Annotated in this window: 16 protein-coding genes and 2 riboswitches; of the genes, 10 read left to right on the top strand and 6 right to left on the bottom strand. The window is 66.7% G+C overall.

The genetic code is table 11. The features are described 5' to 3' along the window. Positions 1 to 30 precede the first annotated feature (30 nt). Positions 31 to 915 carry an ABC transporter permease gene (locus tag ACODRX_RS22945; RefSeq protein ID WP_488873860.1) on the top strand — a complete coding sequence of 295 codons (885 nt, stop codon included), beginning with the start codon at positions 31 to 33 and terminating at the stop codon, positions 913 to 915. 17 nt (positions 916 to 932) lie between these two features. Next, entirely contained in the window at positions 933 to 1727 is a 795-nt protein-coding gene (locus ACODRX_RS22940) for an ABC transporter ATP-binding protein (protein ID WP_488873859.1), read from the top strand. Between the two features lie 66 nt (positions 1728 to 1793). On the opposite strand, the gene ACODRX_RS22935 is transcribed toward ACODRX_RS22940, so the two are convergent. Both ACODRX_RS22935 and dkgB read right to left on the bottom strand, forming a co-directional pair. Continuing rightward, positions 1794 to 6197, bottom strand: a complete 4404-nt coding sequence (locus ACODRX_RS22935) for a DUF7933 domain-containing protein (protein ID WP_488873858.1) — start codon at positions 6195 to 6197, stop codon at positions 1794 to 1796. Between the two features lie 207 nt (positions 6198 to 6404). Further along, on the bottom strand, positions 6405 to 7208 hold the full coding sequence (dkgB, locus tag ACODRX_RS22930) for a 2,5-didehydrogluconate reductase DkgB (protein ID WP_488873857.1): 804 nt from the start codon (positions 7206 to 7208) through the stop codon (positions 6405 to 6407). 213 nt (positions 7209 to 7421) lie between these two features. Here dkgB and ACODRX_RS22925 point away from each other — a divergent pair, with 213 nt between their 5' ends. Continuing rightward, positions 7422 to 8324, top strand: coding sequence for a LysR substrate-binding domain-containing protein (locus ACODRX_RS22925; protein WP_488873856.1), 903 nt, complete (start codon positions 7422 to 7424; stop codon positions 8322 to 8324). 20 nt (positions 8325 to 8344) lie between these two features. On the opposite strand, the gene ACODRX_RS22920 is transcribed toward ACODRX_RS22925, so the two are convergent. Beyond that, entirely contained in the window at positions 8345 to 8806 is a 462-nt protein-coding gene (locus ACODRX_RS22920) for an Lrp/AsnC family transcriptional regulator (RefSeq protein ID WP_460482446.1), read from the bottom strand. A 279-nt stretch (positions 8807 to 9085) separates the two neighbouring features. On the opposite strand from ACODRX_RS22920, the gene ACODRX_RS22915 reads away from it, so the two are divergent. From ACODRX_RS22915 to ACODRX_RS22890, 6 genes are all read left to right on the top strand, one after another. Next, positions 9086 to 9835 (top strand): nucleotidyltransferase family protein, encoded by a 750-nt coding sequence (locus tag ACODRX_RS22915; RefSeq protein WP_488873855.1) that lies wholly within the window; start codon positions 9086 to 9088, stop codon positions 9833 to 9835. Between the two features lie 122 nt (positions 9836 to 9957). Continuing rightward, positions 9958 to 11595 (top strand): enterochelin esterase, encoded by a 1638-nt coding sequence (gene fes / locus ACODRX_RS22910; protein ID WP_488873854.1) that lies wholly within the window; start codon positions 9958 to 9960, stop codon positions 11593 to 11595. Between the two features lie 22 nt (positions 11596 to 11617). Continuing rightward, positions 11618 to 11707, top strand: a riboswitch (glycine riboswitch). Positions 11708 to 11719: 12 nt separating this feature from the next. Continuing rightward, a riboswitch (glycine riboswitch) is annotated at positions 11720 to 11822 on the top strand. A gap of 65 nt (positions 11823 to 11887) precedes the next feature. Further along, positions 11888 to 13015: a glycine cleavage system aminomethyltransferase GcvT gene (gene gcvT, locus ACODRX_RS22905; RefSeq protein ID WP_488873853.1), complete on the top strand. Its 1128-nt coding sequence runs from the start codon at positions 11888 to 11890 to the stop codon at positions 13013 to 13015. A gap of 70 nt (positions 13016 to 13085) precedes the next feature. Next, positions 13086 to 13460, top strand: a complete 375-nt coding sequence (gene gcvH, locus ACODRX_RS22900; protein WP_488873852.1) for a glycine cleavage system protein GcvH — start codon at positions 13086 to 13088, stop codon at positions 13458 to 13460. 90 nt (positions 13461 to 13550) lie between these two features. Then, the gene (gene gcvP, locus ACODRX_RS22895) at positions 13551 to 16457 is read left to right on the top strand and encodes an aminomethyl-transferring glycine dehydrogenase (RefSeq protein WP_488873851.1); all 2907 of its coding nucleotides are present in this window, start codon (positions 13551 to 13553) and stop codon (positions 16455 to 16457) included. A gap of 142 nt (positions 16458 to 16599) precedes the next feature. Beyond that, positions 16600 to 18570 (top strand): diguanylate cyclase domain-containing protein, encoded by a 1971-nt coding sequence (locus ACODRX_RS22890; RefSeq protein ID WP_488873850.1) that lies wholly within the window; start codon positions 16600 to 16602, stop codon positions 18568 to 18570. Between the two features lie 17 nt (positions 18571 to 18587). Here ACODRX_RS22890 and ACODRX_RS22885 read toward each other — a convergent pair whose 3' ends face one another. The 3 genes from ACODRX_RS22885 to msuE form a co-directional block, all read right to left on the bottom strand. After that, positions 18588 to 19625, bottom strand: coding sequence for a methionine synthase (locus ACODRX_RS22885; RefSeq protein ID WP_488873849.1), 1038 nt, complete (start codon positions 19623 to 19625; stop codon positions 18588 to 18590). 81 nt (positions 19626 to 19706) lie between these two features. Continuing rightward, the gene (locus tag ACODRX_RS22880; protein ID WP_488873848.1) at positions 19707 to 20690 is read right to left on the bottom strand and encodes a DUF1852 domain-containing protein; all 984 of its coding nucleotides are present in this window, start codon (positions 20688 to 20690) and stop codon (positions 19707 to 19709) included. A 41-nt stretch (positions 20691 to 20731) separates the two neighbouring features. Further along, entirely contained in the window at positions 20732 to 21313 is a 582-nt protein-coding gene (gene msuE / locus ACODRX_RS22875; RefSeq protein WP_488873847.1) for an FMN reductase, read from the bottom strand. Positions 21314 to 21412: 99 nt separating this feature from the next. Between msuE and ACODRX_RS22870 the strand changes: the two genes are divergently transcribed. After that, the gene (locus ACODRX_RS22870; RefSeq protein ID WP_488873846.1) at positions 21413 to 22354 is read left to right on the top strand and encodes a LysR family transcriptional regulator; all 942 of its coding nucleotides are present in this window, start codon (positions 21413 to 21415) and stop codon (positions 22352 to 22354) included. Positions 22355 to 22655: the final 301 nt, after the last annotated feature.

Raw genomic sequence — 22655 nt, 5'->3', positions numbered from 1 at the left:
AGAAGCGGGGCTCTTTTGTTCGCAACGACCATGACTCTGTTCTCTTTTCTTGGCGCCATCGAGATCGGGCTGATCTTCGCCCTCGTCGCCCTTGGTGTCTTCATCTCGTTTCGGCTGCTGCGCTTTCCCGACCTCACGGTCGACGGCAGCTTTCCCCTCGGCGGCGCGGTCTGCGCCGTCATGATCGCGGGCGGCCACAGCCCCCTCGTGGCAACGATTGCCGCTGGCATCGCGGGCGCGATGGCGGGCTTCATTACCGGCTGGCTCAACGTCAAGCTCAAGATCATGGACCTGCTGGCCAGCATCCTGATGATGATCGCGCTGTACTCGGTGAACCTGCGCATCATGGGCGGCCCGAACATTCCGCTGATCAACGACCCCACGCTGTTCAACCAGCTGCAGCCCGCCAGCATGGAAGACTACGTGTTCCGCCCGCTGCTGCTGTTGGTGATCGTGATCGCCGCCAAGCTGGTGATGGACTGGTTCTTCCTGACCGAGCGCGGCCTGGCCATCCGCGCCACCGGCACCAACGCCCGCATGGCGCGCGCCCAGGGCGTGAACACCGGCGGCATGATCCTGCTGGGCATGGCGATCTCCAACGCCCTGGTGGCGCTGGCCGGCGCCCTCTTCGCGCAGACCCAGGGCGGCGCCGACATCTCCATGGGCATAGGCACCATCGTGATCGGACTGGCCGCGGTGATCGTGGGCGAGGCCATCCTGCCCTCGCGCCGCCTGGTGATGGCCACGCTGGCCGTGATCCTCGGCGCCATCGTCTACCGCTTCTTCATCGCGCTGGCGCTGAACAGCGACTTCATCGGCTTGAAGGCCCAGGACCTGAACCTGGTGACCGCGGTGCTGGTGACCATCGCGCTGGTGATACCGCAACTCAAGCGCAAATTGGCGAAAAAGCTGTGATGCCTGGAGAAAAGAACATGCTGAGCGCCAAAGACCTCAAGATCACCTTCAACCCCGGCACGCCCATCGAAACCCGCGCCCTGCGCGGCGCATCGCTGGAGATCCCCGCCGGCCAGTTCGTCACCGTCATCGGCTCCAACGGCGCCGGCAAATCCACCTTCCTGAACGCCATCTCGGGCGACCTGCTGGTGGATACCGGCTCCATTGTCATCGACGGCGAGGACATGACCCGCAAGCCCGTGTGGGAGCGCTCCTCGCGCGTGGCCCGGGTGTTCCAGGACCCGATGGCCGGCACCTGCGAAGACCTGTCCATCGAGGAGAACATGGCGCTGGCGCACGAGCGCGGCAACTTCCGCGGCCTCAAGAAGGCGGTGAAGGCCACCAACCGCGAGCTGTACCGCGAACGCCTGGCCACGCTGGGCCTGGGGCTGGAAAACCGCCTCACCGACCGCATCGGCCTGCTCTCGGGCGGCCAGCGCCAGGCGGTGAGCCTGTTGATGGCGGCGCTGCAGCCATCGCGCATCCTGCTGCTCGACGAACACACCGCCGCGCTCGACCCGCGCACCGCCGACTTCGTGCTGCAGCTCACCGCGCGTATCGTCGAGGAAGGCAAGCTCACCACCATGATGGTCACCCACAGCATGCGCCAGGCGCTGGACGTGGGCACGCGCACCGTGATGCTGCACCAGGGCCAGGTGGTGCTCGATGTGAGCGGCGAGGAGCGCTCCCGCATGGACGTGCCCGACCTGCTGCAGATGTTCGAGAAGGTGCGCGGCGAAAAGCTCGCCGACGACGCGCTGCTGCTGGGCTGAGGCCCCTCCCCCCAGAATGCAGAAAGTCCGCCACTGGCGGACTTTCTTTTTGATGGCTTTTAACGCTTAGCTTGTACTGCGGCGGCGCACACCAGCCAGGCCCAGCAGGGCCAGGGCCAGCAGCCCCAGCCAGGCTGGCGACGACAAGGTGGGTACCGGCAGCGCCGGTGTGCCGCCACCGCTGCGCGGATAGCCGATGATGGCCGGCGGCACCGCGCCGCTGCCGGCAGCGACCACCACGGTGCCGGTGTTGCTGCCCTGGGTGGGCGCCGAAGCCTTCCAGCCCGAGGGCACCGTCGCGGTATCCACGGTGTAGGCATAGCTGCCCGGCAGCGGGTTCGGGATGCTGATATTGCCCTGGGCGTCGGTGACTGCGGTGGTGCTGAACCCGTTCGGGCCGGTGACCGTCACGCTGATGCCCGACAGATTCGCATCGCTGCCGTCCTGGCTGCCATTGCCATTGGCGTCGCCATAGATGTGGATGGACAGGCTGCGCTGGTAGTAGCCGATCGGGTTGGCCGTGGCCGACTCGCCGGCAGTCGCGGTCACCGTCTGGGCCGAGCCACCCGCGGCGCCATCGTTGCCGGTGGTGTTCACATAGCCGGCCGGCGGGTTGTCGACCTTGACCGTATAGCTGCCTGGCGGCAGGTCGGCCGCATAGCTGCCATCGGCCGCGACCGCAACCGTATAGGTCTGGCCGCTTTGCGTGTTGGTCAGTGTCACCGAGCCCGGGTTCACGCCGCTGGGCAATGCGCCCTCGCTGCCGTCGCGGCTGCTATTCGCATTCTGATCCCAGAAAATGGTGCCGGTGACGCGGGCCAGCAGGCCGATCGAGGCGCTGGCAGGGCCCCCGGGAGCCGACTCGTTCGTGGTGACCGAGGCGATGGTATTGGTCACCGCCGCCGCATCGACCCGCACGCCATCGATCTGGATCTTGCAGCTGGTGCCCGCCCCGGCACCCAGCGTGCCGCCGGCCAGCTTCAAGCTGCCGGCGGCAACCGTCACCGTGCCGCCGCAGGTATTACTGGCCACGCTCGTCGCGGTGTTGACCAGGCCGGCGGGATAGGTGTCGGTGAATGCCACTCCGCTCAGCGCCACGTCGTCGCTATTCGTCACCGTGACGATGAGGCTGACCGTGCTGCCCACCGGAACCGGGCCCGGCGGGTTGAACGCCTTGCTCAAGCCGGGAGGATTCGGCGTCAGCAACACGTTGGCCTGAGCCGAGACGCCGCTGGACAGGCCCAGCTTCGGATCGGCGCTGAGCTGCGCCGTGTTGGGCACGGACTGATTGCCCACCGCGATCGCCGAGTAGGTCAGCACCACGCCGCTGGCCGCCGGCAGGCTGAAAGGCCCTGCGCTGATGCCGCTGGCATCCGAGCTGAAGCCCGGGCAAGCCGCCTGCCCAGTGATGCGCGGGTTGTCGGCCGTCGTCATCGGTCGGCAGCCGACGATGGCATAACCCGCCGGGTTCGCTGGCTGCAGCACGGCCGGCAGCTTGTCGCTGAAATACAGGCCATCGATGCCCACCTGGGTCGGGTTCGCGATCGCCACGGTATAGGTTGCCAGCTGGCCCGGCTTGACGCTGATCGGCGCAACCGACTTGGTCAGGGTAGCGGTTCCGATCACCGGCGGCACGATGAGGGCGTCGTCCGTCCCTGGTGTCCAGCTGCTGGCGGTGGTCGACGCGGTGTCGGCGCTGAGCTGTGCCTGGTTCTGCAGCGTGGCCGCCGGCAAGCTGACATCGAACTGGTAGTTCAGCGTGAACGTCACGCTCTTGCCCGCCGGTATGGTGCTTGCGCCCGGGCTGCCCCAGATCACATCGATGGTCTTCAACGCATAGCCGTACTGCTCGTACAGCTGCGGCAGCTCCGAGGGTGTCTGGGTGCCCCGGTACTCGTCCACGTCAACATTGAGCACCAGTGGCTGCGCCGGGCAGGAGGCCCCCGCATCGGCAGTACAGCTGCTGCTGATCAGCGTGGCATTCGCCGCAGCCGAATTGGCATAGGTGAACAACTGGTCCTGGAAATGCGGCAGGTCCAGCGGGGTCGGAGTGCTGTTGGTCAGCACAACCTGGAACGACACCTGTCCATTGGCCGGGATCAGGGTTTCGCTGGCCGGCGGCAGGATGGTCTTGGTCACCGTCAGCGGCGGCGGCGCGGGCGGGCAGGCCGGCACCGACACGCTGTAGTCAACCTCGGCCGAATCGTCGCGATAGTTTCCCTGCAGCGCCGGCGGGCTGGTCGTCTGGTAGCGCCAGTTGCTGTAGTTGCTGCCGTTCTGCGCATATGCACCATTCTGGGAGCAAACCCCCGAAGGCAGCTGCATCGGCACGATCAGCTCGATCGAGCCGCCCGCGGGCCAGGTCTGGCTGCCGTTGTCGGTGAACATGAACTGCGATGGCCCTGCCGTGCCTGTGGCGTTGCCAACGGGAATCAACTGCGTGGGGCAGACGCCGCCATTGGCCGAGGTGCAGGTGATGCCGGAATACGGCGGCGGGGTATCGCCGCCATACGAGGGCTGCGTGACCCCCGAACCGCAGTTGTAGCCGCTCAATGTGCACAAGTCCGTTGCAACATAGGGCAGCGTGCTGGCGGCATCCTGCCCCGGCGCCGGCACGAACCAGTTGGGAGCGCTGGTGATGTTGGTCGTGGGCTGGCCGCCGCTGCCAAAGGGCAACGAGTTGGAGTCGCCGAGCGTCCAGTGCGTCAGCGGCAGGCCCGGTGAAAGGCGGTTGGTATAGGTCAGTTTCCAGTACACCACCTGGCCCAGGCTCAATGGCCCCTGGATCAGCTGGGTGGCGGCCGCATCCGCATAGGGGCCGGTCTTGGTGGCCGATACGTTGTAGGAGTTGCCGGGGCAGTTGGTGCCGATCAGCAGGGGCGTCGAGATTTGCAGGCCATTGTTGTCACCGCCGGGAGTGCCGAAGTAGGACTGGGGGTTGTAGTTAGTGTCTATCACCGTGCCCGGCGGCCGGATCTGCGAACTGGCCCACAGGCTAAAGGGCCGGCAGGTCGAGCCGGTGTAGTCAGCCGGGAAATCGCCAGGCGCCTGCCCGGTGACGGTGATGGTGATGAGGTCGCCCGCGCCCAGCGTAGCCGTAGTCGCTGCGTAATACAAATAGGCCGAGTTCGAGGACACCAGTGATGCCGCGCTCGGGCAGGCCGCCTGGCCGCTGTTGTTCGTGGTGACCACGCATGAGGCGGTGGCGGCGGCCGGCGCAGTGACGCCGGTGGCCGGCTGATAGACCATCAGGTTGATAGGCGTATTGACCGCGATGGCGGGGCCGGTGTTCCCGTAGGTGAAGGAATAGCTGTACTGGCCGTTCGGGCCAACGCCCGCTGCCTGACTACCGCTTTGCCCGATATTGGCGTACAGATCGGCTTGCTGGCAGATATTGGCCATGGCGACGGACGACTGCAAGGTCTGGTTGTCCGCGCCCAGGCTGAAGTCCTCGGCGGCACCGCTAGGTGCCGGCGTCGGGAAATAGCTGTCGTACGGAGAAGCGTAGCTGCCCAGGTTGGTGGACAGCTCCACGGTGCGCGGCATCGGGGCGGCGCCCATGGTGCAGTACGGGTCCATCACCGTATAGGTGACTGCCAGCTGCACCGAGCTGCCCGAGGTCTGCGGCGACTGGTTCGTGCCCGGCATATTGGTGATGCGCGACATCACATAGCTGCCAGGAACCGGGAGCAGGCTGCTGACGCTGAAATTGGCACAGGAGGCTCCGCCGGTCTCGCTGCCGGCCACGCAGCTCACCGACTGGATGAGAAGCGCGTTGCTGGGAAAGACATAGCCACTTTGCGTATCGCTGGCGGTGGTGGGGTTGGCCCCCAAGTTCAGGTTCAGCAGCAGCGCATTGACATCGGTGCCATTGTTGTAGACCGTGTAGAGCACCGTCGTCGGCGTGCCCGGCGTGGTCTGCTGAGGCATGCCGCTGTCATAGCGGATGCCATAGCTTGGCCGAGGCGGCACCACATAGACCGTGTTGGTCGCGGTGTTGGTCGCGGGGTTGCTGTCGTTTGCGAGCGTCGCGGTCGCGGTGCCGGCCTGGTACCCGGTCGCGTTGGCGCCGCCAGGGGCGGCAATCTTGACGATGAGCGTGCCGCCATAGGGGATGTCCACATTGGCAGTGACCGCCCGGGCGCTGTTCGGATCTCCTGTGGTGGCAAAGTCGTCGCGCGTGAATGCCGCCGGGCAGGCAAACGCGGTGGCCGGCGACACGACCTGGGTGCTGCAGCTCAAATAAGGCGCGCCCGCCCAGTCGACCCCATTGCCATTCATGCTGGGCAGGCCGATCTTCAGCGGCACGCCGGTGACGTTGTCCGTGCCGCGATTGGACAGGGTCATGGTCCAGGTCTGGACTTCACCCGGGAGATAGTCGGTCTTGTCGGGGGTGAGGTTCACCACCAAGTCCGCTGCCGCCCAGGCAGGCGCCGCCCCCATGAGCCCCATCGCCGCCAGCAAGGGCATCAGCCATTTACACACCAACCACCGAAGAATGCGACTCGGGAACATATGCCGCTCCATTCATGAAAAAACATGAAACAAAATGCTATATAGAGCGACATTATCTTCTTGGCTATTTTTATTTTATTTTTGGATCATGATTGTTTATAAATAATTAACATTGATGAAACAATCAAAATAATTGAGTCCGATACAGGGATAGGCAGTCAATCAATCCCAGGCCGGCGCCAATCCCTTGGGGTTGACTTCGCGGCCATTGCGCTCCAGCGCGGCGATCTGCGCCATGTCGCCGGCATCGAGTTCCAGGCCGCGGGCCAGCAGGTTGCCGGCCAGGTTCTCGCGCCTGGTCGACGACGGAATCACCGCATAGCCCAGCTGCAATGCCCAGGCCAGCGCCACCTGCGCCACCGTGGCCTGGTGCTTGCCGGCGATCCGCGCCAGCACCGGGTCCTGCAGCACCTTGCCGTAGGCCAGCGTCATGTACGAGGTCACCGCAATGCCTTGCTCCTTGAGGAAATCGGTGAGCTTGCGGTTTTGCAGGTACGGGCTCAGCTCGATCTGGTTGGTGGCGATCGCGCCCTCGCCTACCGCGGCGACGGCCTGCCTGCTCAGTTCGATGTTGAAGTTGGAGATGCCAATCTGCCGCGTCAGGCCCAGGGCCTTGGCCTCGGCCAGCGCCTCCATGTATTCGGGCAGCTCCACGCCATTGCCGGGGGCGGGCCAGTGGATCAGCGTCAGGTCCACATGGTCGGCGCGCAGCTTGGCAAGGCTCTCGCGCAGGCTGGGCACCAGTTTGGCCCTGGCGTAGTTGTCGGTCCAGATCTTGGTGGTCACGAACAGCTCGGAGCGCGGCACGCCGCTTTCGGCAATCGCCTGGCCGACCTCGGCCTCGTTGTTGTAGATCTGCGCGGTATCGATGGCGCGGTAGCCCAGCTCCAGCGCGTTGCGCACCGAATCGATCACCGTCTGGCCGTTCAAGCGGAAGGTGCCGACACCAAAGGAAGGGATGCTCATGGAAAGACTCCGGAATCAAGGGTAAAAAAAGCCCCCCACGCTTGCTCACTGCGTGTAGCCGCTGCCCCCCGAGGGAGGCGCTTTTGCCTTGGGGCGGCCCGGCGGCAAAAAAGGCCGGTCAACGGGCTCTGAGATTCTGGGCTCCAGTGTGCCCGGTTAATATTTGCAGATTAAGCCCTGTATTGAGTAAATTCTATTGATTTAAATTCAATAATGAAGACCACCCTCGACGAACTCCAGGCCCTGGTGGCGGTGGTGGACACGGGCTCCATCACCGCCGCCGCGGAGCTGCTGGGGCTGACCGTCTCGGCCACCAGCCGCACGCTGAGGCGGCTGGAAGAAAAGCTGCAGACCACTTTGCTGCGCCGCACCACGCGCCGGCTGGAACTGACCGAGGAAGGCGCCGCCTTCGTGCCGCAGGCGCGCGCCATCCTGGCCTCGGTCGACGCGGCCGAGGAGCAGATGGCCGCGCGGCGCCAGCGCCCGGCCGGCCGGCTGCGGGTCGATGCCGCCATGCCCTTCCTGCTGCATGTGCTGGTGCCGCTGATTGCTGGATTCCGCGAACACTACCCCGAGGTGGAGCTGGAACTCAATTCGAACGAAGGCATCGTCGACCTGATCGAAAAGCGCACCGACGTGGCCTTGCGCATCGGCATGCTGAAAGACTCCACGCTGCACGCCCGCCCGGTAGCCAGCAGCCGCATACGGGTGCTGGCCAGCCCCGCCTACCTGAAGCGCCACGGCACGCCCGGCGCAGTCAGCGAGCTGGCACGGCACACGCTGCTGGGCTTCACCCAGCCCGAGACACTGAACGACTGGCCGCTGCGCGATGCGGCCGGCGCCCCCCTGCGCGTGCGCCCGGCCATCGGCGCATCCAGCGGCGAGACGCTGCGCCACATGGCGCTGGCCGGGCTTGGCATCGTCTGCCTGTCGGACTTCATGACGCGCGCAGACCGCAGCAGCGGCGCGCTGGTGCCATTGCTTGCACAGCAGACGCTGGATGTGCGCCAGCCTATCCACGCGGTCTACTACCGCAACACCGCACTGGCCGCGCGCATCACCTGCTTTGTCGACCATGTGGCCGAGGCGCTCGGCCGGCGGGCATTCGAAGACTAGGGCCCGGGCTCCGGCCACAGTCACACCCCCAGTGGCAGATCCGCCTTCTTCAGCGTGCGCAGCACAAAGCTCGACTGGCTGTGGCGTATGCCCTTGATCTTGTAGAGCTGCTCGCGCAGCAGCCGCTCGTAGTCGCGCGTGTCCTTCACCACCACGCGCAGCAGGTAGTCGTATTCGCCGGAGACCAGGTGCGCCTCCACCACTTCGGGAATGGTCGCCAGCACCTCGCCGAACTTCTCCAGCGTATTGTCGGAGTGGCTGTCGAGCGTGACCTGCACCAGCACCGTGTCGCCCAAGCCCAGCGCCTGCGGATTCAGGCGCACGGTATAGCCTTCGATCACTCCGGCCTCCTCCAGCTTCTTGATGCGCCCCCAGCAAGGCGAAGGGCTCAGACCCACCGCATGGCCTATGTCTTGCAGGCTGGCGCGGCTGTTGGCCTGCAGCACCGCAAGAATTTTCCGATCCAAACGATCAAGCAGCATATTTTTTCACCAAAATCCTTTGAGAAGAATTTTTTCCTAAATTATGGCGAATTATCAGACAAATCAAAAATTCTTCCCAGTGCTTGGAGCGCATACTTTCTGCATCGAAACACTTTTACCGAAGCCGCTTTCTTGCAGAGCCCGTTTACCGACAGTCCCTCGCATGCCCGGCTCCCAGGCGGTTACCGCTGTCTGGGAGCTGTTGCATTGGCACAGCTGCCCCTCCCGGGCGTGGCATAGTTCGCCCTGTTCCCAAAGACCTTGTTTTCCATCCCATCCATGAGCAACCCCGATTTTTGCGCCCAGGCCATGGTGCTGGCCGCCGGCCGCGGCGAACGCATGCGCCCGCTGACCGACCACACCCCCAAGCCCCTGCTGCCGGTGCGCGGCAAGCCGTTGATGCAATGGTCCATGGAAGCGCTGGCGCAGGGCGGCGTGCGCCGCATGGTCATCAACACCGGCTGGCTGGGTGCGCAGGTGGCCGCCCAGTGGCCCGAGGCACCGGCCGCGGCCCGGCTCGCAGGCGCCGAGGTACAGATACGCTACTCGCGCGAAGACCTGGATTTCGGCGGCGGCATAGAGACCAGCGGCGCAATCAGCCGCGCCCTGCCCTGGCTGGACGACAGCTTCTGGCTGGTATCGGGCGATGTGTTCATGCCTGGCTTCGCCTTCGCCGAAGCGCTGCGCGCGCGCTTCGCCGCCAGCGGCGAGCTGGCGCACTTGTGGCTGGTGCCCAATGCGCCGCACCATCCGCGCGGCGATTTCATCCTGGAGGCCGACGGCCGCGCCACCAATCCGCAGCCCGGCGACGAGCGCCAGCGCCTCACCTATGGCTGCGTGGCGCTGCTCAGGAAGGAACTGTTCCAGCTACCCTACTGCGACATCCCGCCCGGCAACCCGCAGGGTATCAAGATGCCGCTGGTGCAGCAGCTGCGCGCCGCCATGCAGGCCGGCCGCTGCGGCGCCACCCGCTATGACGGCCCCTGGACCGACGTGGGCACGCCCGCGCGGCTGGCCAGCATCGCCTGAACGGGTCGCCGCCCACCCCCTTGGCGGGTGGCTCACAGCTTTCCCTGCTGCAATGCAAATAATTCCTGTTTAGATTAGGATTGCACGCCAGCCTATCCCGTCCATTGCCACAGCCCATCCCCATGGCCCCATCCCGCCCGGTACTTCACTCCCTGATCCTGGCCTGCGCAAGCGCATCCGCCTGCCTGGCATGGCCTGCCGCCACAGCGGCCGACATAGCGGTGGGCACACCGCTGCAAGGCAGGCTGGAGGCCGCGCAGTCGCAGCGCTGGCGCGTGCAACTGCCTGCCGGCCATGTGGTGCAAGGCGATGTCAACGGCCCCGGCGCGGTGCTGGATCTGCTCGATGCCGAGGGCCGCCACCTGCGCCGGCTGGCCGATGCCGAGCACGGCCTGCAAGACTTTAGCTGGCAGGCGCAGGCTGGGCAGCAGTTGCAGCTGCGGGCCGGATCGCAGGGCGCCCCCTACACGCTGCAGCTGCGCCGCACACTGGCGCCGGCAACCGGCTCGGCCGCGCAAGCGCCCCGCCCCGAAAGCCAGCGCCTGCAGGCGCTGGCGCAATCCCTGGCGGCTGGCGGCAATACCGAGGCCTTCTGGCAGGAGCGCGAACGGCAGGGCACGCCGCTGGTCGAGCCGCTGTCCGAGCGCGAATCGCTGGTCACCTTCCTGTGGCGCGGCGGCGCGCAGACCCAGAGCGTGCGGCTGTTCGGCAGCCCTTCGGGCGAGCACGATCCGCTGCAGCGCCTGGATGCCAGCGACGTCTGGTGGGCGAGTTTTCGCATGCCGTCCAGCGCCCGCCTGTCCTACCGGCTCGCGCCCGACGTGCCGCGCGTGCAAGGCACGCCGCAGGAGCAGCGCCGCATGATCCTGGCCACCGCGCAGCGCGATCCGCTGAACCCGCATGTATTCCCGGCGCAGGCCGACGCGGGGCTCGACGCCTTCCAGGGCCATTCGGTGCTGGAACTGCCGCAGGCCCCGCGCCAGCCCTGGATCGCCGCCCGCTCCGGCGTGCCCCAGGGCCAGCTGACGCAGCACCTGCTGCCCAGCCGCATCCTCGGCAACGAGCGCGCGGTCTGGCTCTACCGCCCGGCGCATGCCAGGCCGCAGGCGCTGCTGGTGCTGTTCGACGCCCATGCCTACCGGCAGGACGTGCCCACGCCGCGCATCGTGGACAACCTGCTGGCCGACGGGCTGATCCCGCCCACCGCCGTGGTGCTGCTGGCCAACCCCAGCCCCGCAGCGCGCGCCGCCGAGCTGCCGCCCAACCCGCGCTTCACTCGTTTTCTCGACGAGGAGCTGATGCCCTGGGTACGCGCCCAGGGCCTGGCGCAGGCGCCCGCGGCCACGGTGGTCGCCGGCTCGAGCTACGGCGGCCTGGCTTCGGCCCATGCGGGCCTCATGCTGCCGCAGTGGTTCGGCCGGGTGCTGAGCCTGTCGGGCTCGTTCTGGTGGGCGCCGCCCGGCGAGCGGCCGGGCTGGATGATGCGCCGCTATGCCCAGGAGCCCCGGCGCGAGCTGCGCCTGTACCTCGATGCCGGCCGCTACGAAGCGGCGCGCGCGGGGCAGGACGGCATCCTGGAAACCAATCGCCATCTCGGCGACGTGCTGCGCGCCAAGGGCTACGCGCTGACCCAGCGCGAGCACGCCACCGGCCATGACTACCTGCACTGGCAGGGCGCGCTGGGCTGCGGCCTGGTGGCGCTGCTCAACCCCGAGCGCTTTGCGCAAGGCTTGCCGGTTTGCGACGGATTGAGCGACTGAGCCCCCGGCGCTTCCGCTACAATCCACCCGGTCAGGAGAGAGCCTTGCAATACAGGCCGCCGAAGGCGCAGGTACCCACTGAACGCTCAGGCAAAAGGACTGGCAAACGCCTTGCTCGCCAAGGCGTCACCTTGCTGGAGAGAGGTGCGGCGCACGCCGCATCCACCGAAGGAGCAAGCCCCGGTTACGGGGTGAATCTCTCAGGTAAAGCGGACAGCGGGGCAAACCGCATGCAGCGCCATCGGTGCGCGGCATGCGCCATTGATTTGCCCACAGCCACTCCGAGTTGCCCATGACCGCTTCCGCCCTCCAAACCACGCCGCTCAACGCCCTGCACCTGGAGCTGGGCGCCCGCATGGTGCCTTTCGCCGGCTACTCCATGCCGGTGCAGTACCCCGAGGGGCTGATCGCCGAGCACAAGCACACCCGCGCCAGCGCCGGCCTGTTCGATGTGTCGCACATGGGCCAGCTGCGCCTGGTGGGCCCGGATGCCGCCGCGGCCTTCGAATCGCTGATGCCGGTGGACGTGATCGACCTGCCGGTGGGCAAGCAGCGCTACGGCCTGCTGCTGAACGACGAAGGCGGCATCCTCGACGACCTGATGTTCTTCAACCAGGGCGAGGATTCGCTCTTCGTGATCGTCAACGGTGCCTGCAAGGCGACCGACATCGCCCATATCCAGGCACGCATCGGCGGCCGCTGCCAGGTGCTCCCCATGCCCGGGCACGGCCTGCTGGCGCTGCAGGGCCCGCTGGCGGTCCAGGCGCTGTCGCGCCTGGCGCCGGGCGCCGAGAAGCTGGTGTTCATGACCGGTGGAACATTCGATGTCGACGGCATTCCCTGCTTCATCACCCGCAGCGGCTACACCGGCGAGGATGGCTTCGAGATCTCGGTGCCCGGCGAGCAGGCCGAGGCGCTGGCGCGCAAGCTGCTGGCCCAGCCCGAGGTCAAGCCCATCGGCCTGGGCGCGCGCAACTCGCTGCGGCTGGAAGCCGGCCTGTGCCTGTACGGCAGCGACCTGGACACCACCACCACGCCGCCCGAGGCCGCGCTGAACTGGGCCATCCAGAAGGTGCGCCGCAGCGGCGGCGCGCGCGCCGGGGGCTTTCCCGGCGCCGACAAGGTGCTGGCGCAGATCGACAATCCCGCCCTGCTTGCGCGCAAGCGCGTGGGCCTGGTGGCGCTGGAGCGCATTCCGGTGCGCGAGCAGGTGGAGCTGCAGGATGCCGGCGGCAGGACCGTCGGCGTGGTCACCAGCGGTCTGCTCGGCCCCTCGGTGGATCGGCCCATTGCCATGGCCTATGTGGACGCGGCGCTGGCCACGGTGGGCCAAAAGCTCGACGCCATCGTGCGCGGCAAGCGCGTGCCGATGGAAGTGGCGCCCATGCCCTTCATACCGCCCAACTACTTCCGCGGATAACATCACGCAGCCGCCGGCATGCCTGCTGGCGGCCAACCCTTTCTTTCCCTCTCTAGCTCCCGGAGCCCACATGACTGTCAAATTCTCCAAAGAACACGAATGGATCAACGCCGCCGATGCCAGCGCGGCCGTGGTCGGCATCACCGTGCATGCGCAGGACGCGCTCGGTGACGTGGTCTTCGTCGACCTGCCCGAGGTGGGCGCGAGCTTCGGCCAGGGCGACGTGGCCGGCGTGGTCGAATCGGTGAAGGCCGCCGCCGACGTGTACATGCCCGTCTCCGGCGAGATCGTCGAAGTCAACGAAGCCCTGCGCGCCGACCCTTCGCTGGCCAACAGCGACCCGCTGGGCGCCGGCTGGTTCTTCAAGGTCAAGCTGGCCGATGCCGGCCAGCTTGACGGCCTGCTCGACGAAACCGCCTACAACGAGTTCGCCCAAGCAAGTTAAGCGTTGTGCGACGGGCGTTTTGCGTACACCGCGCCAAACGCCCGTCGTCCTGCTTCGCCTAACGCAAAACCCTCAACGTTCACCTCCCCTATGCTGATGCCCTCCACCCCGTCTCTCGCAGCGCTGGAAAACCCCAGCGAGTTCCTGCCCCGCCATGTAGGCATCGATGCCGCAGGCGAAGCGCACATGCTGTCCGCCATCGGCGTGGCCTCGCGCCAGGCGCTGATCGAGAGCGTGGTGCCCGCATCCATCGTGCGCCGCCAGCCCATGGAGCTGCCCGCGGCCGTAAGCGAAGCCGCCGCGCTGGATGAGCTCAAGGCCATCGCCGGCAAGAACCGGCTGCTCAAGAGCTTCATCGGCCAGGGCTACTACGGCACGCACACGCCCGGCGTGATCCTGCGCAACATCCTCGAAAACCCAGCCTGGTACACCGCCTACACGCCCTACCAGGCCGAAATCTCGCAAGGCCGCATGGAGGCGCTGGTCAACTTCCAGACCATGGTCTGCGACCTGACGGCCATGCCGATCGCCAACGCCTCCATGCTCGACGAGGCCACCGCCGCCGCCGAGGCGATGACACTCGCCAAGCGCTCGGTCAAGAGCAAAAGCAACCGCTTCGTGGTCGCGGGCGATGCGCATCCGCAGACCATCGAGGTCATCCAGACCCGCGCCGCTCCCATGGGCATCGAGGTGGCACTGGCCAACTCGCTGGAAGAATGGAACACGCTGCTGGACGGCGACTACTTCGCCGTACTGGCCCAGTACCCCGCCACCAGCGGCCGCATCGACGACCTGCGCGCCGACGTGGACAAGGCCCATGCCAGGCAGGCCGCTTTCATCGTGGCCGCCGACCTGCTGGCGCTGACCCTCATCGCCCCGCCCGGCGAATGGGGCGCCGACATCGTCGTCGGCACCACGCAGCGCTTCGGCATGCCCATGGGCGCCGGCGGCCCGCACGCCGCCTTCATGGCCTGCCGCGACGAATACAAGCGCTCGCTGCCCGGCCGCCTGGTCGGCGTGAGCGTGGACGTGCACGGCAAGCCCGCCTACCGCCTTGCGCTGCAAACGCGCGAGCAGCACATCCGCCGCGAAAAGGCCACCTCCAACATCTGCACCGCCCAGGTGCTGCCGGCGGTGATCGCCAGCATGTACGCGGTCTACCACGGCCCCGAAGGCCTGGCTCGCATCGCGCAGCGCGTAGCGGCCTACACCGCCATCCTGGCCCACGGCCTGAAGGCGCTGGGCGCGCCGCTGCGCGAGCAATCGACTTTCGACACGCTGTCGCTGCACACCGCAGCAGCCACGCAGGCCATCGCCGAGCGCGCGGTATCCATGGGCGCCAACCTGCGCGTCTACTTCGGCGAATACCTGTGCATCTCGCTGGACGAGACCACCACGCGCGCCGACATCGAGCTGCTGTGGAAGATCTTCGCCCAGGACGGCCAGGCACTGCCCGGCTTCGCCGACTTCGAGAACGGCGTGGAGCCGCTGATCCCCGATGCGCTGCGCCGCGCCAGCCGCTTCCTGGCGCACCCGGTGTTCAACACCCACCACTCCGAGACCGCCATGCTGCGCTACATCCGCCAGCTGTCGGACAAGGATCTGGCGCTGGACCGCAGCATGATCCCGCTGGGCTCGTGCACCATGAAGCTCAACGCCACCAGCGAGATGATCCCCATCACCTGGCCCGAGTTTGCCCAGGTGCACCCCTTCGCGCCGGCCGACCAGCAGCAGGGCTATGCCGAGCTCGACGCGCAGCTGCGCGCCTGGCTGTGCCAAGCCACCGGCTATGCCGGCATCAGCCTGCAGCCCAATGCCGGCTCGCAGGGCGAATATGCCGGCCTGCTGGCCATCAAGGCCTACCACGCCAGCCGCGGCGACGCGCACCGCACCATCTGCCTGATCCCCAGCAGCGCGCACGGCACCAACCCCGCCAGCGCGCAGATGGTGGGCCTGCAGGTGGTGGTGACCAAGTGCGACGATAACGGCAACATCGACATGGCCGACCTCAAGGCCAAGTGCGAGCAGCACAGCGCCCGCCTGGCCTGCGTCATGATCACCTATCCCAGCACGCACGGCGTGTTCGAGACCCAGGTGAAAGAGCTGTGCCAGCTGGTGCACAGCCATGGCGGCCGCGTGTATGTGGACGGCGCCAACATGAACGCCCTGGTCGGCCTGGCCGCGCCCGGCGAGTTCGGCGGCGACGTGAGCCACCTGAACCTGCACAAGACCTTCTGCATTCCGCACGGCGGCGGCGGCCCCGGCGTCGGCCCGGTGTGCGTGGTCGAGGACCTGGTGCCCTTCCTGCCCGGCCTGCCGGGCCAGGGCGATGCGCCGCAGGCGCCGGCTGCGGGCAAGGTCGGCCCGGTCAGCGCCGCGCCGCTGGGCAATGCGGCGGTGCTGCCGATCTCGTGGATGTACATCCGCATGATGGGCGCCGAAGGCCTGCAGCTCGCCACCGAGACCGCCATCCTCAGCGCCAACTACATCAGCGCCCGCCTCAAGGACCACTACCCCACGCTGTACGCGGGCGAAGCCGGCCGCGTGGCGCACGAGTGCATCCTGGACCTGCGCCAGTTCAAGGAGAGCACCGGCATCATGGCCGAGGACGTGGCCAAGCGCCTGATCGACTACGGCTTCCACGCACCCACGCTGTCCTTCCCGGTGCCCAACACGCTGATGGTCGAGCCCACCGAGAGTGAAAGCCTGTACGAGCTGGACCGTTTCATCGCCGCGATGATCGCCATCCGCGAGGAAATCTGCCAGGTGGAATCCGGCGCGCTGAGCCAGGACGACAATCCGCTGAAGAACGCGCCGCACACGGCCGAGAGCCTGCTGGTGGCCGACTGGAGCCACCCCTACAGCCGCGAAGCCGCCGCCTACCCGGTGGCCGCGCTGCGCCAGAACAAGTACTGGAGCCCGGTGGGCCGCGTGGACAACGTCTGGGGCGACCGCAACCTGTTTTGCAGCTGCGTGCCGCTGGCCGAACACGCCTGATCGCCGCGTGGCCGCACAGGCGGGCCTTGCCGCAAGGCCCGCCTGGTGACATAGGGGTCGCTCCCAGTGCCCGGCTGGACTGCTCCGGCGGCCAGCCCGCCTCGGCTAATATGGTGCAAAATCGCCAGCCACGAACCCGCATTTGCCAGCCTTCCCAGACGCGACCTCCACCACGCCTGCCCCGCCCACTGCCGGGCCGGCGCCTGCCCGCGAGCGCCACCGTTCGCTGCGCACCTACCTCGTATGGGTGGTGCTCGCCACGCTTTTGCCGCTGCTCGCAGCCAGTTGCTACGTGGTGTGGCGCACCGCCAGCTCATACCGCGCCTACAGCCAGGAAAGGCTGCTGAACACCGCTGCCAACCTGGGGCATGGCATCGAGCTGGACCTGCGCAACCGCGAGGCCTTGCTGCGCCTGCTGGCCGGCATCGGCGATCCGCGCAACCCTGCCACGCTGCGCCAGGCGCTGCAGATGGCCGGGCTGGCAAAGGGCGCCGAGCTGGAGCTGCTGCCCGAGGGCGCCAGCCTGCTGCCTGCGGCATTTGTGCAGCAGCTGCGCGCATCGCCGCCCATCCCCCTGTCGCAGCTGTATTTCGTGCATGACGAGCCGCGCATCGCACTGGCCAGCGTGCTGCCCTCGGGCGGCACGCTGGTGCTCAGCACCCGGCCGGAAGACATCGTCAGCGCCGCCCCCGATAGCTCCGACGAAGGCATGCTGGTGGCGGTGACCGACGGCAACGGCCGCATCCTGGCCCGTTCGGCCCAGGCAGAACGCTATATAGGCGCCATGGCGCCCGACTGGGAGCGGCTGCGCCAGCTGGGCGGCAAGCTTGGCGTCTTCGAGGCCAATCGCGCCGACGGCGGATCGGTGATGTTTGCCTTCCACCAGCTGCGCGGCACGCCGGGCTGGGTGGTGGTGGTGGGCACGCCGCTGGAATCGTTCAACGCCCGCTGGCAGCAGCCGCTGCGCACGGTGATCATGGCCGGCATCGCTGCGCTGGGCGTCGCCCTGCTGCTGGCGGCCTGGCTGGCACAGCAGATCCTGCGCCCCATCCACCAGCTGGCGCGGCGCGCGCGGGCCGGAGCACCGTTCACGCCCACGGACTCCGCCTCGCGCGCCTGGGTGCGGGTGCGCGAGTTCGAGAGCCTGAGGGACAGCCTCGACCAGTCGCGGCAGCAGCTCGAAGCCTCGCTGGCCGCGCAGCGCAGCATCGCCCAGGCCCTGGCCGACAGCGAGCAGCGCTCGCGCACGCTGGCCCATGCGGGCGCCTCGGTGCTGTGGACGCTGGACACCCAGGGCCGTGCGCTGTCGGTGGTCGGCTGGCAGGCGCAGGTGGGCCGGACCGACAGCCAGGCGCTGGGCTACGCCTGGCTGCGCGAGGTGCATCCGCACGATGTACGGCTGCTGCGCCGGCAGGCGCGCGAGCTGCTGGCTCAGCATACCGTGCTCGACGTAGAGCTGCGCCTGCGCACGCCCCATGGCCAATGGCGCTGGATGCGCGCCCGTGGCGCCGCGATCACCGATGCCCAGGGCCGCCTGCAGGAATGGTTGGGCGTGCTGGAAGATGTGGACGAGCGCAAGCGCGCCCAGGCCGCGGTCTCCTACCTGGCCCACCATGACTCGCTCACCCAGCTGCCGAACCGCAGCCGGCTGCTGGAGCACCTGGCCAGCCTTACCGGCAACCCTGGCCGGCACTATTCGGGGGCGCTGCTGTACCTGGACCTGGACCGCTTCAAGCCAGTCAACGACACGCTTGGCCACGCGGCCGGCGATGCGCTGCTGTGCGCGGTGGCGCAGAGGCTGCGCGGCCTGCTGCGCGCCACCGACCTGGTCGCCCGCCTGGGCGGCGACGAATTCTGCATCGTGCAAGACACTGCCTCGCTGGAGGCCGCATCGCGCCTGGCGCAGCGCGTGATCGACACGCTCAGCGCGCCCTATGCCGTCGAAGGCCAGCTGCTGGAGATCGGTGTCTCCATCGGCATCACCCTGCACCTGAGCAACTTCGGCCCGGTGGATGCCGACCGCCTGCTGCGCGAGGCCGACCGGGCCTTGTACACCGCCAAGAAGCAGGGGCGCGGCCGGTACGTGTTCTACACGCCCGAGCTGAACGGCTAGGCCGAAACCCGTGGGCATCACGCCGTGGCGAGCCGCTCCTTGGCCAGCTTCGTGCCTTCTGCCAGCGCCTTCAGCTTGCGCCACGCCACGTCGCGGCCCATGGGCGCCAGGCCGCAGTTCGTGCACGGGAACAGCCGCTCACGGGGCACGAACTCCAGCGCCCGGCCGATGGTGTCGGCCACTTCCTCGGGCGTCTCCACCACCTCGCTGGCCACATCGATCACGCCCACCATCACGTCCTTGCCGGCCAGCAGCTGCATCAGGTCGGGCGGCACGTGGGAGTGGATGCATTCCAGGCTCACCTGGTCGATGCGGCTCTTGGCCAGCGCGGGGAACACCGCCTCGTACTGGCGCCACTCGTCGCCCAGGGTGCTCTTCCAGTCGGTGTTGGCCTTGATGCCGTAGCCATAGCAGATGTGCACCGCCGTGGTGCAGGTCAGGCCCTGCGCCGCGCGCTCCAGCGCCCGCACGCCCCAGTCGGCGGCATCCTGCATGTAGACATTGAAGGCCGGCTCGTCGAACTGGATGATGTCCACGCCATCGGCCTGCAGCGCAAGCGCTTCCTGGTTGAGCAACTCGGCAAACGCGAAGGCCATCTTGACCCGTCCCTCGGCATCTCCGCCGTAGAAGCGGTCGGCTACGGTGTCGACGATGGTCATCGGGCCGGGCAGCGTGAACTTCAGCTTCTTCTTCGTATGCGCACGCGCCAGCTGGGCTTCAAAGGCATGCACGCGCCCCTTCAGGCGCAGGCTTGAGACCACCTGCGGCACCATCGCGTCGTAGCGGTTGTCGCGGATGCCCATCTTCACCTTGTTCTCGAAGTCGATGCCCTCGACCTGTTCGAGGAAGCCGTGCACGAAGTGCTGGCGCGATTGCTCGCCGTCGCACACGATGTCCAGGCCGGCGTCCTCCTGGGCCTTGATCCACAGCAGGGTCGCATCGGCCTTGGCCTGGCGCAGCGCATCGCCTTCGGCCTTCCACTCGGGCCAGAGCTTGTTGGTTTCGGCCAGCCAGGCAGGCTTGGGCAGGCTGCCGGCGATGGAGGTTTCAAACATCAGAGGATTCCTTACTTACGAAAATGGGTGTAGTGAGCGTGACGAGCGTGGCGCACGCATGGGCGGCGCCGATGCGGATAGTCAGAGCGCGAAATCGGCAGCCCATCGGTCCAGAACATTCTTGTACGGCTTGATGAAGTGCTCCTGCGCAAACTGGCCCTGCTTGACAGCCAGCTGGCTGCGCTCCTCCCGGTCATAGACAATCTGCGTCAACGAGTAGTCCTGGTTCTTCAGGCTCGGCTGGTAGATCTTGCCGGCCGCGGAATTGGCATTGTAGATTTCGGGGCGATAGATCTTCTGAAAGGTTTCCATGGTGCTGATGGTGCCGATCAACTCGAGATTCGTGTAGTCGCCCAGCAGGTCGCCTTGAAAATAGAAAGCCAAGGGCGCAACACTGTTCGGAGGCATGAAAAAGCGCACCTGCAGCCCCATTTTTGCGAAGTACTGGTCGGTCGAAGACAACTCGCTCTGGCGATACTCGACCCCCAATACCGGATGCTGGTTCCCGGTGCGCCGGTAGGTCTTGCTGGTCGAGGCGCTGATGCAGATGACGGGCGGCTTGCCTAAGTGTTCCCGGTAGGTGCTCGAGTTGGCAAACTGCTTGAACAGCTTTCCGTGCAAATCGCCAAAATCTTCCGGCGTGCTGAATTCCACTCGATGGGCGTTGTACTCCGGCAGCAGGACGCTGAAGTCGTAGTCGCGCACGTAGGAAGAAAAATTATTGCCGGCGATACCATCGATGCGCTTGTCCGTCCGCCGGTCGAGAATGCTGGTTTTCAGTATTTCGATCAACGGAAACACCGCATTGCCGCTCTTGGCATCCATGCCCATCTCGACGGAGATGATCTCCAGTTCGACCGAGTAGCGGTCTCCCGCCGGATTGTCCCAATGCGCCAGGTCATTGAAGCGGTTGTCGATCATCCTCAGCGTGTTGCGCAGGTTCTGCTGCCGGCTCTTTCCCCGGGCCAGATTGGCAAAGTTGGTGGTGATGCGCGTGCTGTCCGCCGGATGGTAGTTTTCATCGAAACGGATGCTCTTGAGGCTAAAGCTGAGTTCTTGGTTCATGGCGATCCAGTAAGCAAATTTTTGAGACAAAGGCCACTTTTTCAGGCCGCGAGCATGTCCTCGGCCAAGGAGGGGCTCGGGCGGCGCAGCAATGCGAGCAACGGCAATGCCCGCTCGACCGCCAGCGCGGCCCGCTGGATCACGGCATCGTTGTGCAGGCGGTGATCGGCGAAATCCTGCTCGGTTGCGTAGACGCCCAGCGGCAATGTGCGCGCCTGGAAGAAGCTGAACAGCGGCCGCAGCTGGTGATCGATCACCAGCGCATGGCGCTCGCTGCCGCCGGTGGCAGCCAACAGGACCGGCTTGTCGATCAAGGCGTCCTGGTGAATGAAGTCGAAGAAGTGCTTGAACAGCCCGGTGTAGGAGCCACGGTAGACCGGCGTTGCCACCACCAGGACGTCAGCCTGCTCGACCGCGGCGAGTTCCCGCTCCACCGAGCCGGGCAATTGGCTGCGCCAGGCCGCGCCGGCCCATTGCGGGGCGAGCTGGCCCAGCTCGACCAGGTGCTGTTCGCACCGGACTTCGCCCGCGATCCGGCCCAGCAGATGCTGTGCCAGCGCCGCCGACTTGGAGGGGCGCTGCAGCCCGCCGGAAACCGCGACCAAACGAAGTGGAGATGCCATTTTTTGCTTTCCTATGAACATTAGGAGCGGATGCTAGCGCCGGCAACCAATGAAGTAAAATGGTTTTATTTCACCAATCCATGAATAGGAGTCATATGAATGCTGGAGCGTATCCACCTCAGCATCGTTCAGCAGGTTGAGAAGCAGGGGTCATTGACAGCCGCCGCAGGCGTGCTGAACCTGACCCAGTCGGCCCTGAGCCACAGCATGAAGAAACTGGAGCAGCAGCTGGGCACCGACGTCTGGCTGCGCGAAGGCCGCAGCCTGCGCCTGACGCAGGCCGGCCAGTACCTGCTGGCGGTCGCCAACCGGGTGCTGCCGCAGCTCCAGCTCGCCGAAGAGCGCCTCGGCCAGTTCGCGCAGGGCGAGCGCGGCGCCTTGCGCATCGGCATGGAATGCCATCCCTGCTACCAGTGGCTGCTCAAGGTGGTGTCGCCCTATCTGGCCGCCTGGCCCGACGTGGATGTGGACGTCAAGCAGAAGTTCCAGTTCGGCGGCATAGGCGCGCTCTTCGGCTACGAGATCGACCTGCTGGTCACGCCCGACCCACTGTTCAAGCCGGGGCTGAAGTTCGAGCCCGTGTTCGACTACGAGCAGGTGCTCGTCGTGGCCAGGGGCCATCCCCTGGCGGGCGCAGCCCATGTGAAGCCCCAGCAGCTGACCACGGAGGTGCTCATCAGCTACCCCGTGGACATCGAGCGGCTGGACATCTACAACCAGTTCCTGCTGCCGGCCGGTGTCACGCCTCGGCGCCACAAAGCCATCGAGACCACCGACATCATGCTGCAGATGGTGGCCAGCGGCCGCGGCGTGGCCGCCCTGCCGCGCTGGCTGGTCGAGGAATACGCGGCCCGGATGGACGTGGTGCCGGTGCGGCTGGGCGCGCGCGGCATCGCCAAGCAGATCTTCCTGGGGGCACGCGAAGCGGATGCCGCCATCGACTACGTGCGGGCCTTCATCGAACTGGCTCGCCAGCCCGCCAGCGCCATTGCGCACGCAGCCAATGCCGGTGTCAGCGGCGCGCCCGAAGCAGGTCCATGACCTTGCACAACTTTCATCGCCGGGCCGCCCCAAGATGAAAAGGACCCACTCGGAGAAATGCCGTTCACATAAACCAGTGAACGGCATGAGCCCCTCGGGAGCTTCGCGTAGCGGGCAAGCGTGGAGCCTTGTTTTGAGGCCAGAGGGCGGGGTCTCGCCCCGGCGGGCGAGGTACTTTCTTGTCACGCCACTGGAGTGCCGGCCACAAGAAAGTACCCAAAGAAAGGCGCCACGGCTAGATGGGGGGAACAGCCTTTCGGGCCATCGCTTTGCTCGGCCCCACAAAGCCAGGCCGAGCAAA

Source organism: Comamonas sp. FG99 (assembly GCF_057808605.1).
The sequence above is the reverse complement of the archived record's forward strand: the minus strand, read 5'-3'. Positions and strand labels throughout refer to the sequence as shown.